Source organism: Microbacterium sp. SMR1, from assembly GCF_003289625.1.
GTDB lineage: Bacteria > Actinomycetota > Actinomycetes > Actinomycetales > Microbacteriaceae > Microbacterium > Microbacterium plantarum.
In genome coordinates this window covers 185,906-203,000 of sequence record NZ_QMBN01000001.1, presented here as the reverse complement: position 1 = coordinate 203,000, position 17,095 = coordinate 185,906, and the positions used below count along the sequence as shown (strand labels likewise).

Annotated in this window: 16 protein-coding genes; 5 read left to right on the top strand and 11 right to left on the bottom strand. The window is 70.6% G+C overall.

The window, feature by feature from the left end; genetic code table 11:
- Window positions 1-2: 2 nt before the first annotated feature.
- From argF to argC, 5 genes are read right to left on the bottom strand one after another with little or no spacing between them, the layout of a single operon-like run.
- Window positions 3-926 carry an ornithine carbamoyltransferase gene (gene argF, locus DO944_RS00980; protein ID WP_064956902.1) on the bottom strand — a complete coding sequence of 308 codons (924 nt, stop codon included), beginning with the start codon at window positions 924-926 and terminating at the stop codon, window positions 3-5.
- A complete protein-coding gene (locus tag DO944_RS00975) occupies window positions 923-2,170 on the bottom strand; it encodes an acetylornithine transaminase (protein ID WP_112613827.1) in 1,248 nt (415 codons plus the stop codon). The genes argF and DO944_RS00975 overlap by 4 nt, the downstream gene beginning before the upstream one ends.
- Window positions 2,167-3,072, bottom strand: a complete 906-nt coding sequence (gene argB, locus DO944_RS00970; RefSeq protein ID WP_112613825.1) for an acetylglutamate kinase — start codon at window positions 3,070-3,072, stop codon at window positions 2,167-2,169. Before argB ends, DO944_RS00975 begins: the two co-directional genes overlap by 4 nt.
- Window positions 3,069-4,226 carry a bifunctional glutamate N-acetyltransferase/amino-acid acetyltransferase ArgJ gene (gene argJ, locus DO944_RS00965; RefSeq protein ID WP_112613823.1) on the bottom strand — a complete coding sequence of 386 codons (1,158 nt, stop codon included), beginning with the start codon at window positions 4,224-4,226 and terminating at the stop codon, window positions 3,069-3,071. Before argJ ends, argB begins: the two co-directional genes overlap by 4 nt.
- On the bottom strand, window positions 4,223-5,281 hold the full coding sequence (gene argC / locus DO944_RS00960) for an N-acetyl-gamma-glutamyl-phosphate reductase (RefSeq protein ID WP_112613821.1): 1,059 nt from the start codon (window positions 5,279-5,281) through the stop codon (window positions 4,223-4,225). Before argC ends, argJ begins: the two co-directional genes overlap by 4 nt.
- A gap of 270 nt (window positions 5,282-5,551) precedes the next feature.
- Here argC and DO944_RS00955 point away from each other — a divergent pair, with 270 nt between their 5' ends.
- Genes DO944_RS00955 through DO944_RS00940 form a run of 4 tightly spaced genes read left to right on the top strand, consistent with a single transcriptional unit; the run spans window position 5,552 to window position 8,152 of the window.
- The gene (locus DO944_RS00955; protein WP_146751985.1) at window positions 5,552-6,208 is read left to right on the top strand and encodes a hypothetical protein; all 657 of its coding nucleotides are present in this window, start codon (window positions 5,552-5,554) and stop codon (window positions 6,206-6,208) included.
- Window positions 6,205-6,504 carry a transcriptional regulator gene (locus DO944_RS00950; protein WP_112613817.1) on the top strand — a complete coding sequence of 100 codons (300 nt, stop codon included), beginning with the start codon at window positions 6,205-6,207 and terminating at the stop codon, window positions 6,502-6,504. The genes DO944_RS00955 and DO944_RS00950 overlap by 4 nt, the downstream gene beginning before the upstream one ends.
- A complete protein-coding gene (locus tag DO944_RS00945; RefSeq protein WP_112613815.1) occupies window positions 6,501-7,400 on the top strand; it encodes an ABC transporter ATP-binding protein in 900 nt (299 codons plus the stop codon). Before DO944_RS00950 ends, DO944_RS00945 begins: the two co-directional genes overlap by 4 nt.
- Window positions 7,400-8,152, top strand: coding sequence for an ABC transporter permease (locus tag DO944_RS00940; protein ID WP_112613813.1), 753 nt, complete (start codon window positions 7,400-7,402; stop codon window positions 8,150-8,152). The genes DO944_RS00945 and DO944_RS00940 overlap by 1 nt, the downstream gene beginning before the upstream one ends.
- Before the next feature lie 31 nt (window positions 8,153-8,183).
- On the opposite strand, the gene DO944_RS00935 is transcribed toward DO944_RS00940, so the two are convergent.
- Complete coding sequence (locus DO944_RS00935) at window positions 8,184-9,764, bottom strand: hypothetical protein (RefSeq protein WP_112613811.1); 1,581 nt, start codon at window positions 9,762-9,764, stop codon at window positions 8,184-8,186.
- Window positions 9,746-10,549: an ABC transporter ATP-binding protein gene (locus tag DO944_RS00930; protein WP_240309665.1), complete on the bottom strand. Its 804-nt coding sequence runs from the start codon at window positions 10,547-10,549 to the stop codon at window positions 9,746-9,748. Before DO944_RS00930 ends, DO944_RS00935 begins: the two co-directional genes overlap by 19 nt.
- Window positions 10,550-10,608: 59 nt before the next feature.
- On the opposite strand from DO944_RS00930, the gene DO944_RS00925 reads away from it, so the two are divergent.
- Window positions 10,609-11,733, top strand: coding sequence for an AAA family ATPase (locus DO944_RS00925; protein ID WP_112613809.1), 1,125 nt, complete (start codon window positions 10,609-10,611; stop codon window positions 11,731-11,733).
- A 108-nt stretch (window positions 11,734-11,841) separates the two neighbouring features.
- Here the strand turns inward: DO944_RS00925 and pheT are convergent, their stop codons facing one another.
- The 4 genes from pheT to DO944_RS00905 all read right to left on the bottom strand — a co-directional run bounded on the left by pheT (window position 11,842) and on the right by DO944_RS00905 (window position 17,035).
- Entirely contained in the window at window positions 11,842-14,349 is a 2,508-nt protein-coding gene (gene pheT, locus DO944_RS00920) for a phenylalanine--tRNA ligase subunit beta (RefSeq protein WP_112613807.1), read from the bottom strand.
- Window positions 14,349-15,389: a phenylalanine--tRNA ligase subunit alpha gene (gene pheS / locus DO944_RS00915; protein WP_094261998.1), complete on the bottom strand. Its 1,041-nt coding sequence runs from the start codon at window positions 15,387-15,389 to the stop codon at window positions 14,349-14,351. The genes pheT and pheS overlap by 1 nt, the downstream gene beginning before the upstream one ends.
- Before the next feature lie 72 nt (window positions 15,390-15,461).
- Window positions 15,462-16,391 carry an amino acid ABC transporter permease gene (locus DO944_RS00910; RefSeq protein ID WP_112615047.1) on the bottom strand — a complete coding sequence of 310 codons (930 nt, stop codon included), beginning with the start codon at window positions 16,389-16,391 and terminating at the stop codon, window positions 15,462-15,464.
- On the bottom strand, window positions 16,388-17,035 hold the full coding sequence (locus tag DO944_RS00905) for an amino acid ABC transporter permease (RefSeq protein ID WP_112613805.1): 648 nt from the start codon (window positions 17,033-17,035) through the stop codon (window positions 16,388-16,390). The genes DO944_RS00910 and DO944_RS00905 overlap by 4 nt, the downstream gene beginning before the upstream one ends.
- Between the last annotated feature and the right edge of the window lie 60 nt (window positions 17,036-17,095).

Below are 17,095 nucleotides of genomic sequence, written 5' to 3'. Positions count from 1 at the left end.
GTTCACTGCTGACGCAGCAGCCAGACCAGCAGCGCCTTCTGCGCGTGCAGACGGTTCTCGGCCTCGTCCCAGACGACGCTGTGCGAGCCGTCGATGACGTCGGCGTCGACCTCGTAGCCCCGGTCGGCGGGCAGGCAGTGCATGAAGATCGCGCCGTCGGCGGCGGCATCCATCGTCTGCTGCGTCACCTTGTACGCACCCAGATCGCGGATGCGTGCGATCTTCTCCTCCTCCTTGCCCATCGACACCCACGTGTCGGTCACGATGACGTCGGCGCCGGATGCTGCTTCGAGCGGGTCGACGAGGATCGTGACCGATCCGCCCGTCTGTGCCGCGATGCGCTGCGCGTCGGCGACGACATCCTCACGCGGGCCGTACCCCTCGGGAGACGCGACTCGAACGTGCATGCCCGCGGTCACGCCCGCGAGCACGTACGAGTGACCCATGTTCGACTGCCCGTCGCCGAAGAACGACAGCGTGAGCCCGGCGAGGTCGCCCTTGTGCTCGCGGATGGTCAGCAGGTCGGCGAGCAGCTGGCACGGGTGGAAGTCGTCGCTCAGCGCGTTGACGACCGGCACGCGGGTACCGCGCGCCATCTCCTCGAGGCCCGCCTGCGCGTACGTGCGCCAGACGATGGCGGCGACCTGGCGCTCGAGCACGCGCGCGGTGTCGGACGGGGTCTCCTTGCCGCCGAGTTGGCTGTTGGCCGTCGAGATGATCAGCGGCGAGCCACCGAGGTCGGCGATGCCGACGGCGAACGAGACGCGCGTGCGGGTCGACGACTTGTCGAAGATGACCGCGACGGTCTGCGGACCCTCGAGGGGCTTCAGCTTCCAGCGGTCCTTCTTCAGCGAGAGGGCGAGATCGAGGACCTCGGCCTGCTCGGCCGGGCTCAGGTCGTCGTCGCGGAGCAGGTGGCGGGTCATGCGGATTCCTCCGTGGTCGTGTTCTCGAGAAGCAGGGCCGACTCGACGGTGCGCAGCGCGGCGGTGAAAAGCTCGGCGAACTCGTCGATCTCGACGTCGCCGATGGTGAGCGGCGGAGCGATCCGCACGGTCCGGTCATTGGCCGCATTGACGATCAGGCCGTGCTCCTGCGCCGCCGCGACGACGGCGCCGGCGACCGGATGCCGCAGCCCGACGCCCAGCAGCAGACCCTGACCGCGCACGCCCTCGACCAGTGCCGAATCGATCGTCTCGAGCACCTGCCGCAGGCGTGCGCCGTGAGCTGCGGCGGCCTCGACGAGCCCGCCGTTCTCGATCTCGCCGAGCACCGCCGACGCCACCGCGGTGCCCAGCGGGTTGCCGCCGAACGTCGAGCCGTGCGTGCCCGGGTAGAAGAGGTCGCTCGCGCTCGCGAAGGTGATCAGTGCGCCGATCGGGAAGCCGCCGCCGATGCCCTTGGCGACCGTGATCGCGTCGGGCTCGATGCCGGCGTGCTGGAAGGCGAACCACGCGCCGGTGCGCCCGGCACCGGTCTGGATCTCGTCGATGATCAGCAGCGCGCCGTGGCGCTTCGTGATCTCACGCGCCGCCGCGAGGTAGCCCTCGGGCAGCGGGATGACCCCGGCCTCGCCCTTGATGGGCTCGACGAACAGGGCCGCGACGCGGTCGTCGATCGCGGCCTCGAGAGCCTCGATCGTGGAGTCGATGCTCTCGACGCCGGGAACCATCGGCTCGAACGGCTGCTGCATCTGCGGCTTGCCGGTGAGGGCGAGGGTGCCCATCGTGCGACCGTGGAACGCGTCCTTCAGCGCGAGGATGCGGGGGCGCTCGGCTCCGCCGTGCAGACGCGCGAGCTTGAACGCCGCCTCGTTCGCCTCGGCGCCGGAGTTGCCGAAGTAGACGCGACCGGCGTCGCCGGTGCCCGCGAGACGCTTGAGCTTCGCCGCGAGCTCGAGCTGCGGCGGCGTGGCGAAGTAGTTCGAGACGTGCGACAACGTGGCTGCCTGACGCGAGACCGCCTCGACGAACACGGGGTGAGCATGTCCGAGCGAGTTGACGGCGATGCCGGCCAGGAAGTCGAGGTAGCGCTTGCCGTCGACATCCCAGACGTACGCGCCCTCGCCGCGCTCGAGCAGCGCCAGGCGTGCGCCGGCGCTGCGGACGAGGTCGCGATCGACGTCATCCGCCCATGTGGGCGCTGTCTGCTGGATCGTCGGGTTCGTCATCCCGCCACCACCTCCGTACCGATTCCCTGTGCTGTGAAGACTTCGACCAGCACCGAGTGGGGCTGGCGTCCGTCGATGATGGCCGCCGTGTCCACTCCCCCGTCGACCGCGTCGAGGCATGCCTGCATCTTCGGGATCATCCCCGACTCGAGCTTCGGCAGCATCGCGCGCAGGTCGGTCGACGTCAGATGCGAGACGAGCGAGTCGCGGTTGGGCCAGTCGGCGTAGAGGCCGGGCACGTCGGTGAGGACGACGAGCTTCGTGGCGCCGAGGGCCGTCGCGAGAGCCGCGGCTGCGGCATCCGCATTCACGTTGAGCGAATGACCAGGGTTGTCGAGATCGGGTGCGATCGAGGAGATCACCGGGATGCGTCCGGCGTCGAGCTGATCGTGCACCGGCTGCGGGTCGACCTCGACGACATCGCCGACGTGCCCGAGGTCATGCTCGGTACCGTCGATCACGACGCCGCGCCGGCGACCGCCGAACAGACCGGCATCCTCGCCTGACAGGCCCGTGGCGAACGGGCCGTACGCGTTGATGCGGGCGACGAGCTGCGGGTTGATCTGCCCGGTCAGCACCATCCGGACGACGTCGATCGCCTCGGTGCTGGTGACCCGGTAGCCGCCCTTGAACTCACTCTCGATCGAGAGCCGGTCGAGCATTCTCGAGATCTGCGGGCCGCCGCCGTGGACGACGACGGGCTTCACGCCGACGAAGCGGAGGTAAGCGATGTCCTGCGCGAACGACTCCTGCAACTCCTCAGAAACCATCGCGTTGCCGCCGTACTTGATGACGATGATCTGATCGCGGAAGCGCTGCAGCCACGGCAGCGACTCGATGAGGACGCCCGCCTTGGCGGCCGCCTCTTCGGGGGTCGTGTACTGGAGGTCGATGTCGTTCATGAGGAGTAAGCGCTGTTCTCGTGGACGTAGTCGTGCGTGAGGTCGTTCGTGAGGATCGTCGCCGTGGCATCGCCCGACTTCAGGTCGATGAGGATGCGCGTCGCGCGGGGCGTCAGGTCGACCTCTTCACGCGGACGGTCGGGCCCGCCGGCGGTGCACACCCGCACGCCGTTGAACGAGACGTCGACGTCGTAGGGGTCGAAGGCCGCGTCGGTCGTGCCGATCGCGGCGAGCACCCGGCCCCAGTTCGGGTCGTTGCCGAAGATCGCGGCCTTGAAGAGATTGTTGCGGGCGACCGAGCGTCCGACGACGACGGCGTCCTCTTCGGATGCCGCGCCGACGACCTCGATCGCGATGTCGTGGCTCGCGCCTTCGGCGTCGCCCTGCAGCTGCTCGGCGAGGTCGGCGCACAGCTCGGCGAGCGCGGCGGCGAACTCGGCGGCATCCGGCGCCACGCCCGACGCGCCGCTGACCATGAGCGTGACCTGGTCGTTGGTTGACATGCACCCGTCGGAGTCGAGCCGGTCGAAGCTCGTGCGGGTAGCGGAGCGCAGCGCGGCATCCGCCTGCGCCGCGTCGAGAACGGCGTCGGTAGTGATGACGACGAGCATCGTCGCGAGGCCCGGTGCGAGCATCCCCGCGCCCTTCGCCATGCCGCCGATCGTCCAGCCACCCCGCGAGACGACGGCGCGCTTGGGCCGCGAGTCGGTGGTCATGATCGCGAGCGAGGCGTCCTCGCCGCCCTCGGCACTGAGCGAGCCGATCGCCGCCGTGGTGCCCTCGAGCACCTTGGCGCGGAACACCTCGTCGCCGGTGCCGATGAGGCCCGTGGAGCAGACGAGCACATCGCCCGAGCTGACATCCAGCAGCTCCCCCGCCTTCTCGGCGGTTTGGTGCGTCGTCTGGAAGCCGAAGCTGCCCGTGAAGCAGTTCGCTCCGCCGGAGTTGAGGACGATGGCTTCGACGACGCCGTCGGCGATCGCCTGCTGCGACCACATGATCGGGTTCGCTTTGGCGCGGTTCGAGGTGAACACCGCGGCGCCGACCTTGAGCGGGCCGCGGTTGACGACGACGGCGACGTCGGGCTTTCCGGTCGACTTCAGACCCGCGGCGACACCGGCGGCTTCGAAACCCTGGGGGGCGGTGACGCTCACGGGGCGACTCCGTTCACGCTCAGGCCCGTGGTCTCGGTGAAACCGAGGGCGATGTTCATCGACTGGATGGCGGCACCCGCGGTGCCCTTGGCAAGGTTGTCGACCGCGGTCACGACGACCACGCGGCCGGCGGCCCGGTCGATCGCCAGGCCCATGAGCGCGGTGTTCGCGCCGGTGACGTCCGCTGTCCGAGGGAAGGAGCTCTCGGGGAGCAGCTGCACGAACGTCTCGTCGGCGTAGGCGCTCTCCCACGCCTCGCGGATCTGAGCGTCGGAGACGCCGTCCGCGATCGGAGCGGTCGAGGTGGCCAGGATGCCGCGCGACATCGGCACGAGGACGGGGGTGAACGAGATGCGGATGTCGCCTGCCGCGCCCGCTCCCCGAAGCGCCTGCCGGATCTCGGGGATGTGGCGGTGCGTCCCGCCGATGGCATAGGGGTTCGCCGATCCGAGGATCTCGGCGGCGAGGAGGTTCGTCTTCAGGCTCTTGCCCGCGCCGGACGGACCGACCGCGAGCACGCTCACGATGTCGCTCGGGTCGATGACTCCGGCCGCGACACCGGGCGCGAGGCTCAGCGCGACGGTCGAGGCGTTGCACCCGGGAGCAGCGATGCGCGAGGCTCCGACGAGCTCGTCGCGCTGCTTGCCGGTGCCGGTGGCGCCTCCGATGAGGAGCTCGGGCACACCGTAGGTCCAGGGCTCGTGGAAGTCGCCGCCGTAAAAGGCATCCCAGTCGTCCGACGACGTCAGCCGGTGGTCGGCGCCCGCGTCGATGACGAGGGCGGTGTCGGCGAGCGCCTCGGTGTACTGACCCGACTGACCGTGCGGGAGGGCGAGGAACACGATGTCGTGCCCCGCGAGCACCTCGGGCGTCGAGGGCTGCAGCGTGAGATGACGCAGCGAGCGGAGGTGCGGCTGGTGATCGATGAGCGGCTGACCGGCGTTGGAGTGCGCGGTCACCGTGCGGATCTCGACCTCGGGGTGAGCGGCGAGCAGGCGCAGGATCTCGCCTCCCGCGTATCCGGATGCGCCGGAGACGGCGACGGAGAGGGGCATGACTTCCACCTTATTGTCTGGGATGACGTCGCCTTCGCGGCGACGGGGACCGGCGGCGGCGACACCACGCGCTCGACCGCGGATGCGGGAGCGTGCAGGGTCGCCTAGCGTCGGCGGTCGCCCAGACGTCGGCGCGCGCGAAGCACCGAGACGGTGCGCTGCGGGGCCGAAGACATGCGCCGACAGTAGCGCTCCCTCGCGGCATCCGCCAAATCTCGAGCATCTCGACTCGAGTTGACCGGGTGAGGTTTGCGGTGCAAAGTGGTTTGCATGGAGCAGGATTCGATGGATGACGAGCAGCAGGCCGACCCGGCGGCGATGCTCGCCCTCATGCAGGACCAGCGCCGGCGCACCGCGCACTGGGTCAACCGCAACTACGCGGTGATGCTCATCACCTGGGCGGCGGCGTGGATCGTCGGATTCGGAGCCATCTGGAGCGCGGCCGACGGGGGCGGCAACCCTTGGTTCCGCATTCCGACGACCCCCGCATGGATCGTCTTCGGCGCGGTGCTCATCGCCGGCATCGTCGTCTCGGCCGTCGCCGGCATCCGCTCCGGCGTGGGCGTGCGGGGGCCGTCGCGCCTGGCCGGGGCCATGTACGGCTGGGCGTGGTCGCTGTCGATGTTCGGTGCCGGGCTCCTCATCGGCGCGGTACAGCGCGCCGGCGCGGACGCCGCCGTCATGGCGGTGCTCTCCCCCGCGATCTTCGTCCTGCTGGTCGGCGTGCTCTACCTCGCCGGCGGGGCGCTGTGGCGCTCCCCCGTCCAGTACGCACTCGGCATCGTCATGATCGCCACCGCGATCGTGGCCTCGTACGCGGGCACGCCGACCAACTACCTCGTGTACGCGACCGTCGGACCGCTCGCGATGCTCATCGTCGCGACCCTGATGCTGCGCGGCGTCATCCCGGCGGAAGGCAGCCGATGACCGAGCTCGACCCGGTCATCCACGCCCCGGCCCGCCTGCGCATCGTCACCGCGCTGAACGAGGCCCTCGCCGACGGCGACGAGGTGACCTTCCCCGTGCTGCAGAAGCTGCTCGGGATGACCGCCGGCAACCTCACCACGCACCTCGCGAAGCTCGAGGCGGCGGGCTACGTCGAGACCAGCAAGGCCTTCGCGGGCCGGAAGCCCGTGACCTACGTCGCGCTGACCCCCGCCGGGCGCGCCGCGTTCCGCACCTACCGCACCCATCTGCTCGATCTCCTCGGAGGAGGATCATGACCGCCCTCATCCGCACCCGCGACCTCGTGAAGCGGTTCGGCGACGTCACCGCCCTGTCCGGAGTGTCCCTCGACATCCACGCCGGCGAATGCGTCGGTCTACTGGGGCCGAACGGCGCCGGCAAGACGACCCTCCTGTCGCTCGTCGAGGGCCTGCGAACCCCGACCAGCGGCGAGGTGCGCCTGTTCGGCGGCGACCCGCGCGACACCTCGTCGCGCGTCCGGCTCGGCTCCACGCCCCAGGCGACGGCGCTGCCCGACGCACTGCGGGTCGGAGAGGTCCTCGACTTCGTCGCGGCGCACTTCCCGCATCCTTCCCCCCGCGCCCGCATCATCGAGGAGTTCGACCTCGGCCCGCTGCTGCGCCAGCAGTGCGGAGCACTGTCGGGCGGGCAGCAGCGGCGTGTGGCCGTCGCGCTGGCCTTCGTCGGCGACCCCGACCTCGTGCTGCTCGACGAGCCCACGACCGGTCTCGACGTCGACGCCCGACGAGCACTGTGGGATGCCGTCCGCGCCCGGCACGCCGCCGGATGCGCCGTCGTGGTCACGAGCCACCACCTCGAGGAGATCGAGCAGCTCGCTCACCGCGTCGTCGTCATCGACGACGGTGCCGTCCGCACCGATGACACGCTCGCGGCCGTCGTGTCGAGCGTCTCCCGACGCCGTGTCACCCTGCGCGGAGTCTCGGCGGACGACATCCGGCGCCTCGACCCCGAGTCATCCGTCTCCACCGCGGACGACGCCGTGACGGCCGTCGTCGGCGACTCCGACGCTCTCGTCCGCTCACTCGTCGCCGCCGATCTGCCGTTCCGCGATCTGACGGTGCGCGGAGCGACGCTCGAGGAGGCGTTCCTCTCCCTGACCGCCACGTCCGCGCACACCGAGAAGGCCGCCTGATGTCCACGCTCTCGCTCACCCTGACCGCGACCAGATACAACCTCATCGAGACCGCACGGGTTCCGATCGCGGTGATCGGGTCGGTCGTGTTCCCGACCCTCGCGTTCTGCCTGTTCGTGCTGCCCCAGGGCGCGGTCGTGGCGGATAGCAGCGTCGCCACCGCCGCCGTCTGCTCGATGGTCGTGTTCGCCTTCATGTCGTCCGGGCTGTTCTCGGTCGGGCTCGAGCTCGCCGAGCAACGCTCGAAGCCGTGGACGCCCTATCTGCGGACGCTCCCCGGCAGCCCGCTCGCCCGCATCGGGGCGCTGATCCTGGCGACCCTCGCGATCGCGACCGTGGCGATGGTGCCGCTGCTCGTCGTCGGAGGTGTCTTCACCAGCGCGCGGCCCGAACCTCTCCCGCTGCTCGCGGCCATCGTGCTCGTGATCGCGACGGCGCTTCCGCCGATGCTCATCGGTGCGATCATCGGTCTCACGACGGGCCCGAAGGCCGCCATCGCCGTCACGCAGGTGGCCCTGTTCCTGCTCGCCTTCGGCGGCGGCCTGTTCCTGCCCCCGCAGTTCTTCCCCGCCTGGCTCGACACCGCCTCGTCGGTCCTGCCGATCCGTCAGGCTCGAGAGATCGTCGTCGGCGTCGCGACCGGTGCCGAGGTGCCCCTCTGGGCGATCCTCGGCGTCGTCGCATGGACGCTCGCGCTGGGAGCCCTCGTCGTGTGGCTGTACCGACGCGACGAGGGCCGCCGCTACCGCTGATCTCGACCGGGGCCGCGGGGCCGGACGTCGATCAGGTGGGGAACGACTTGATGCGCACGAGCAGGTCGGGACCGGTCCGCTCGATCGTGCGGCCACCGACGAGCACGCCGACGATCGCGACCACCGCGCCGAACACGACACCGGCGGCCAGCGCGATCCAGCCCCACATCGCGTCTCCCGTCACGGCGTTCACGACGGCGGGCACGATGGCCGGCAACGACAATGCGATCACCGCGGCCCATACGACGAAGACCAGCAGGCCCATGATGGAGTTCTGACCCGGGGTGCTCTTGAACGGGCTGTCACCGGGTGCGGGCACCGGGGTGACGATGAGCGCCGACGACACCGCGCACGCGCCGTATCCGGCCAGCAGCACGCCAAGGGCCGCTCCCAGCACCGCGGGCAGGTGCGCCGCATCGCCCGAGACCACCGCGGTGGCGACCGCGATGAGACCGATCAGCGGAACTCCGACGCACGCGGCGCCGAGCAGACGACCGAGGCGGTCGGCGCGGCCGGAGATGCCGGTGGCGAGAGTCGTGCCAAAGGCCGTGCCGTCGAAGGAGACATCGGCGTAGCCGACCGCCGCCATCACGAGCGCGGCGAGCACCGGCGAGATGAGGAACATGAAGCCGTCGGTCCCGCCGGTGAAGGCGAAGAGCACCGGGAACAGCGGGATGACGATGAGCTGCCGCAGGTACCGCGGATCACGCAGCCATCCCGAGAGCGATCGCGCCCACGTCGCGCCGACACCACCGGTCGGCATCACGCCGAAGAGGCCGAGCTTGCCAGCAGCCACGGTGCGAGTCGCGCGCTGGCGCGGCGACGACACGGCCGTCTCGATGACGCGGTCCCACACGATCCACAGAACCACGACGGTCACGATGGCGATCACGGTGCTGGCGAGCGCGGGAAGCCACTGCCCCGCCGCCACGCTCGGGGCGACCGACCAGGCGGCACCGAGCGGAGTCCAGGCGAGGATACCGGCGGCCTGCTGCAGTCGCGTCCACAGATCGCCCCCGGCCTGATCGAGCAGCGCGGCGATGCCGGTGAGGATGGGACCGGTCATGATGAGCACGACGAGCACGACGGTGCCGATGATCTCGCGCGAGCGCCGGCCGCCCATGCCGCCCGAGAGCTCGCCCATGAGGCGCGAGGCCAGCACGCAGGTGAGAACGCCGAGCAGTACCGTCGGCACGGCGACGATAGCCGCGACCGGCCACCGCACCCACACGATGAGCGTCGCGAGGGCAGCGACCGTGGTGACGATGCCGGGGATGCCGGTGAGCCCGGCACCCGCGAGGGCGAGCATGACCTGACGGCGCGTCAGGGGGAACGGCGCCAGGCGCACGGCGTCGACCGTGCTGTCGAGTCCCGCGATGATGATCGGGCCTACGAGCCAGCCGAGGATCAGCAGCGAGCCGCCGAGGACCGCGACGACGGTCGCGGCCTCGAGGTTCTCGAACACCGACAGCGCGACGAACCCGACGACGAGCCCGCCGAGGATGCCGAGACCCCAGAGCGATCCGAGGATGAAGCCGACGAGCTGCCAGGGGCGACGGGCGAGCGTGTTTCCGAGAACGCGATAACGCAGCTTCAGGACTGTCGCAACCACTGTGGTCCCTCCGACTGGTGGCGTCCGCCGACGAGCGAGACGAAGCGGTCCTGCAGGCTCTCGCCGGCACGCACCTCGTCGATCGTGCCCGCGGCGAGCACGCGGCCTGCGGCGATGACGGCGACGTGGTCGCACATGCGCTGGACGAGGTCCATCGAGTGGCTCGAGACGATCACCGATCCGCCCGAGCTGGTGTAGCTGCGCAGGACGTCCTCGATGTTCGCGGCCGACACCGGGTCGACCGACTCGAAGGGCTCGTCGAGCACGAGCAGGCGCGGGGCGTGCACGAGGGCGCAGGCGAGCGCGACCTTCTTGGTCATGCCCGCTGAGTAGTCGGCGACGATCGTCCCGGCGGCGCCGCGCAGGTCCATGAGGTCGAGCAGGTCCGACACGCGCGGTGCGATCTCGGGGCGCGGCAGCCCGAACATCATCGCGGTGTAGGTGATGAGCTGCTCCCCCGTCAGACGGTCGAAGAGCCGCACGCCGTCGGCGAGGTTGCCGATCGTGCGCTTGGCGGCCACCGGGTCGCGCCACACGTCGATCCCGTGGACACGCGCGGTGCCGGCATCCGGGCGCAGCAGCCCCGTGGCCATGGAGAGGCTCGTGGTCTTGCCGGCGCCGTTCGGTCCGACGAGTCCGTAGAACGAGCCGGCCGGCACGACGAGGTCGATGCCGTCGACGGCGACCTTCTCACCGAACCTCTTGACCAGGCCGAGCAGTTCGAGGGCGGGGGCGGCACCGGCCGCCGGGGAGGATGGGGTGACGCTGGCTGGGATCTCGCTCACGGCCCCGACACTATCGGGAAGCGGACGGCGGTGTCAGACGCGGATGCCAGAGTGAGGGGATGCTGCGCACTCTGGCTGTATCGGGATACCGCTCGCTCCGCGACGTCGTCGTGCCGCTCGGCGACCTCACGGTCGTCACCGGGCCCAACGGCTCGGGCAAGTCGAACCTCTACCGTGCCCTGCGCCTGCTCGCCGCAGCGGCGCGGGGCGACATCGTGGGCGCGCTGGCACGCGAAGGAGGGCTGCCGTCGGTCCTCTGGGCCGGGCCCGAGAACGGCGGAGATCAGGGAACGGTGCGCCGGGGACCCGTCGCGGTGCAGCTCGGCTACGCGTCCGACGAGCTGGGGTACCTCATCGATCTCGGCATCCCGCAGGGCGATCAGACCAGTCCGTTCGCCCGCGACCCCGAGATCAAACGCGAACAGGTGTTCGCCGGTGTCGTCGCCAAGCCGTCGACACTGCTCATCGACCGCACGCGACAGCTCACCCGCGTGCGCGAGCACTCCTGGACGATGCTCGACCAGCAGCTGGCGCCGTACGAGAGCATCGTCACCGATCTCGCCGACGGCGACACCGCCCCCGAACTGCTGACCCTCCGCCGCGCGATGACCGCGTGGCGCTTCTACGACCACTTCCGCGTCGACCTCGACGCCCCCGCCCGACAGCCGCAGGTCGGCACTCGCAGTCACACCCTGGCGCACGACGGAGCGAATCTCCCCGCGACCTGGGCGACGATCGTCGACGCCGGGCACGGCGACGCTCTGGCGCGTGCGGTCGACCAGGCGTTCCCGGGCAGCCGCGTGCGCGTCGTGACCTCCGACGGACTCTTCCGCCTGACGATCGAGCAGCCCGGCCTGCTGCGTCCGCTCGATGCGGCCGAGCTCTCGGACGGCACGCTGCGGTACCTGCTGCTGTGCGCCGCGCTGCTGCCGGCGCGACCCGCACCGCTTCTGGTGCTGAACGAGCCCGAGGCGAGCCTGCATCCGTCGCTCCTCGCGCCGCTGGCCTCGCTCATCCGAGCGGCATCCGAGCGCACGCAGGTGCTCACGGTGTCGCATGCCGATGCGCTCGTCGACGCTCTGCCCGAACCGTCGCGCGTCGAACTCCAGCGATCGAACGCCGAGACGACGGTCCGCGGTCAGGGTCTACTCGACGTTCCGGCCTGGAACTGGGGCTCGCGCTGAGCCCCTCTCGGTCGGCCGGCCGGTCGCAGGAACGCGTCGGGCGCAGTTCCGGACGTGGAGCGCGATCGTAACCGCGCGTGACGTCGGGAACTGCGCCCGATATGCAGGTCAGTCGCGGATGACGGCGCCGAAACGCTCGGCCGCGACGGCGACGCCCGCGAGCTTGGCCTCGCTCGCCTCGGCCGCCGTGAGGGTGCGGTCGTCGGCGCGGAAGCGCAGCGCGAACGTCAGGCTCTTCGAGCCCTCGGGAACGCCGGCACCGCGGTAGTCGTCGACGAGACGGAGCGACTCGAGGAGCTGGCCCGCCCCCTCCGACAGTGCCGAGGCGAGCGCACCCGCCGTCACGTCCGCAGGAACGACGAGCGAGACGTCCTGCGTGGCCGCCGGGTAGCCCGACAGCGACGCGACGACGACCCGCTCCCCCGCGCTCGCCAGAACGGCGTCGAGGTCGATCTCGGCGACGAGGACCCGGCCCGACAGGTCGGCAGCAGCCGAGACCTCGGGATGCAGCTCCCCGGCGTACCCGACCTCGACACCTCCCACCGTGAGCGCGGCGGCGCGACCCGGGTGCAGCGCGGCACGACGGGCCTGCGAGATCTCGATGTCGACGCCGGCCGCCGAACCGATCGCGGCGACAGCCGCAAACACGTCGCTGAGATCGGCCGCGACGGCGGCATGCCCCGGCGACTTGGGCGCCACGTTGCCGGCGACGAGCACCGCAACGTGACGCGGCTGCGGCGGGATCGACGCGTGGAGCTCCGCGAGCGTGGCGTCGTCGGGACGCGCGGCGAGCGGCGGCACCGTCGCGGTGCCGTACTGCTGGCCGGGCTCGGGGAGGAAGACGGCACCGACCTCGAAGAGGGCGAGATCGGTCAGTCCGCGCGAGACGTTGCGGTGCGCGACCTGCAGCAGGCCCGGTACGAGCGAGCGGCGCAGGTAGGGCGCCTGCCCGTCGAGCGGGTTGGCGATCTTGACCGAGGGCAGCTCCTCACCCGAGGCCGAACCGTGGAGATCGTTGCTGTCGCGCGTCGTGAACGGGAACGACGGGGTCTCGACGAATCCCGCGGCCGCCAGCGCGTTCGACACGCGGCGGCGCCCCTTCTGCGCCTCCGTCAGGCCGCGGCCGGAGGGAGCCGTCGGGAGGACCGAAGGAACGCGGTCGAGGCCGTGGATGCGCGCGACCTCTTCGGCCAGCGTCCACTTGTCGGTGAGGTCGGGGCGCCACGACGGCGGGATGACCTCCCAACCGGCATCCGTGTCGGTCACCTCGGCGCCGATCGTCTCGAGCGCCGAGACGACCTCGTCGTCGGTGTAGTCGATGCCGATGAGGCCTGCGACGAAGCCGCGCGGCAGATCGATCGCCTCGAGGAACACCTCGCCGAACAGCGCGCCACCGACCGGCTCGAGCGTGCCGCCGGCGAGCTCGACCATGAGGTCGGCGACGCGGCGGGCGGCCACGAACGGCAGCAGCGGGTCGACACCGCGCTCGAAGCGCCGCGAGGCCTCGCTCGGCAGCTTGTGCCGACGAGCGGTGCGGGCGATCGTGACGGTGTCGAAGATCGCGGCCTCGATGAGCACATTGCGCGTCGCATCCGTCATCTCGGTCGTGCCGCCGCCCATGACGCCGGCGAGGCCGATGGGACCCGACTCGTCGGTGATGAGCAGGTCTTCGCCGTCGAGGGTGCGCTCCTTGCCGTCGAGCGTCGTGAGCTTCTCGCCCGCCGTCGCGCGACGCACCGTGATGCCGCCGGTGAGCTTGTCGAGGTCGTAGCCGTGAATCGGGTTGCCGAGCTCGAGCATCACGTAGTTGGTGATGTCGATCAGGATGCCGAGCGAGCGGATGCCGGCGAGCGTGAGACGCGCGACCATCCACGGCGGCGTCGGCCGCGACGGGTCGACGCCCGAGACGACGCGCACCGCGAACTCGGTCGCACCGACGCGGCCGCGGATCGGCGCCTGGTCGTCGACCGCGACGTCGAAGCCCGTCGCGGGGTGCTCGAGCTCGTCGAACTCGCGCAGGCCCGGGTCGCGGAATGCCGCGCCGGTCGCGTGCGAGTACTCGCGCGCGATGCCCCGCACCGACAGCGCGTAGCCGCGGTCGGGGGTGACGTTGACGTCGATCGCGGCGTCGTCGAGTCCGAGCAGCGCGATCGCGTCGGTGCCGACCTCCGGGTCGAGACCGAGCTCGGTCAGGCGCAGGATGCCCGAGTGCTCGTCGCCGAGGCCCAGCTCCTTCGCCGAGGCGATCATGCCGTCCGAGACGTGGCCGTACGTCTTGCGCGCCGCGATCGGGAACGGACCGGGCAGCACGGCGCCGGGAAGGGTCACGACCACCTTGTCACCCTCGAAGAAGTTGCCGGCGCCGCAGACGATGCCGCGCACGCCGCCGTTCGCCTCGCCGACATCGACCTGGCACCAGCGGATCGTCTTGCCGTTGGACTGCGGCTCGGGCTCGAACGAGACGACGCGGCCCACGACGATCGGACCGGTCAGGTCGAAACCGTGGACGTCCTCCTCCTCGAAGCCGACCGACACCAGCGCCGCGAGGATGTCCTCAGGCGCGGCATCCGCCGGTACCTCGACGTACTCACGCAACCACGACAGCGGAACGCGCATCAGACCACCATCCCGAACTGCTCGCTGAAACGCACATCGCCCTCGGCCATGTCGCGCATGTCCTTCACGTCGGAGCGGAACATCAGCGTCCGCTCGATGCCCATGCCGAAGGCGAACCCGGAGTAGACCTCGGGATCGATGCCCGCGGCACGGAGCACATTGGGGTTCACCATGCCGCAGCCGCCCCACTCGATCCAGCGCGCTCCGCCGGCGAAGGTCGGGTGCCACAGGTCGAGCTCGGCGCTCGGCTCGGTGAACGGGAAGTAGTTGGTGCGGAAACGGGTCTTCGCCTCGGGGCCGAACAGTTCGCGCGCCGCGTGGTCGAGTGTGCCCTTGAGGTGCGCCATCGTGATGCCCTTATCGACGACGAGGCCCTCGAACTGCGTGAACACGGGGAGGTGGGTCGCGTCGTACTCGTCGGTGCGGAACACCCGGCCCGGCGAGAGGACGTAGATCGGGATGTCGCGCTCGAGCATCGACCGCATCTGCACGGGGCTCGTCTGCGTGCGCATGACGAGGTGCCGCGCGACCGGGTCGACGAAGAACGTGTCCTGCATCTGGCGCGCGGGATGGTCGACGTCGAAGTTCAACGAGTCGAAGTTGAACCACTCGTGCTCGAGCTCCGGCCCCTCGGCGATCTCCCAGCCCATCCCGACGAAGAGGTCGGCGACCTCCTCCTGCAGGAGCGAGATCGGATGCCGCGCCCCGACGCGTCCGCGCGGGGCGATGGCGGTGACGTCGAGCGCCTCGGCCTCGAGCTTCGCGGCCGTCTCGGCGGCGGCGAGCTCGCCCTCGCGGGCGGCGAGCGCCTGGGTGACACGGCCACGCGCCTGGCCCACGAGCTTGCCGAACTCGGCCTTCTTCTCGTTGGGCACCGACCGCAGCTGCGCGTTGAGGCGCGCGAGCGGCGACCCCTCGGCCGTGTGGGCGTTGCGGGCGGACTTCAGCTCGGCGGTGGAGGACGCGTCGGCGATGGCGGCGAGGGCCGCATCCACCGCCGCGGCGACCGCGTCAGGGGTGATCTCGGGTGCGTCGGACACGGGAGTCGAGTCTACCGGCGACGGGCCCCTCCGCTTTCGCGTGAGGGGCCCGTCGAGGTCGCGCTCGGTGCGTCAGGCGCTGCCCGAGCTATTGGAGTCGTACTTGCCGATCCCCTTCTGCGTGGCGATGAGCTCGGTATCGGTCGTCGGCGCCACCGGGTGGTGCAGCGGGTCGACAGCAGCTGCGCCGCCGCCTGGGGTGCGCGGCGACCGCGAGAGGCGCTTCTCGAGGAAGCTGGCGAACCACGACAGCAGCAGGCACATCACGATGTAGATCGCGCCGATGACGATGCCCGCCTGGAGGATCGGGCGCCCCGGCTGGGAGGTCAGCTGCTTGGCGTAGTACAGCAGCTCGGGATAGGTGATGATGAAGCCGAGCGCGGTGTCCTTCAGCGTCACGACGAGCTGCGCGACGATGACGGGCAGCATTGCGCGGACCGCCTGCGGCAGCAGGACGAGGCGCATGACGCCGCTCTTGCGCAGACCGATCGCGTAGCCGGCCTCCTTCTGTCCGCGCGGCAGCGACTCGATGCCGGCGCGCAGGGCCTCCGCCAGCACGGAGCCGTTGTAAGCGACGAGGGCGATGACGACGGCCCAGTACGGCTCCATGCGGATGCCGAGCGTCGGCAGCCCGTAGTACATCAGCATCATGAAGATCAGCACCGGCACGGCCCGGAACGCCTCGATGACGACGCCGAAGGGAATCCGCACCCACGCGTGATCCGACAGGCGGCCGATTGCGAGGACGAAGCCGAGCGCCAGGGCACCGACGGCCGCGAGCCCGAAGGCGGCGAGCGTGTTGCCGAGCGCCTTGAGGATGCCGAGCCACACGTTGCTGAACGTGAAGATGTACCACTTGTCGGCGGAGAACTGACCGCTCACCGCGAAGCGGAAGACCACGAATCCGATCGCCGCGGCGACCAGGAGGACGGTGACGATGCCGAGGATGCGGTTGCGCAGGATCGCGCGGGGCCCCGGAACGTCGTACAGGACGGAAGTCATCGCGCGATCCTCCACTTGTTCTCGAGTCGTCGCTGCACGGCGCTGAGGACCAGCACCAGGGCGACGAAGACGACGGCGACCCAGAGGAGCACGGTCAGGGCGTTCTCGCCGCGCTCGCTCAGGTTCGCGCGGATGGCGCCGAGCTCGACCACGGAGAAGCCGGCGGCGACCGTGGTGTTCTTCAGCAGCGCGATGAAGACGCTCATCATCGGCGGCACGACCGACCGGAAGGCCTGCGGCATGACGACCAGCGTCATGACCTGGCCGAACGTGAGCCCGATCGCACGGGCCGCCTCGGCCTGGCCGACCGGCACGGTGTTGATTCCCGCGCGGATGACCTCGGCGACGTAGGTCGCGGTATAGATACCCAGCGCCCAGACGCCGAGCACCGTGAAGCCGGGGTTCGGCAGGTCGAGCTGCGGGTAGCCGAACGCGAAGAAGAAGAAGACGAGCGTCAGCGGGGTGTTGCGGATGGTGTTGACGTAGACCGTGCCGAAGGCGCGCGCCACCGGAATCGGCGAGACGCGCATGGCGCCGATCAGGGTGCCGAGGACCAGGGCGATCGCTCCGCCGGCGAAGAACAGCAACAGGGTGTTGCCGAGAGCCTCGCCCCAGAGGTCGAGGTTGTCGGTGATGACGCCCACATCGTCTCCTTGGATGGTGCGGGGCGGGGACGCGTACGCCCCCGCCCCGTGGTCATGGTG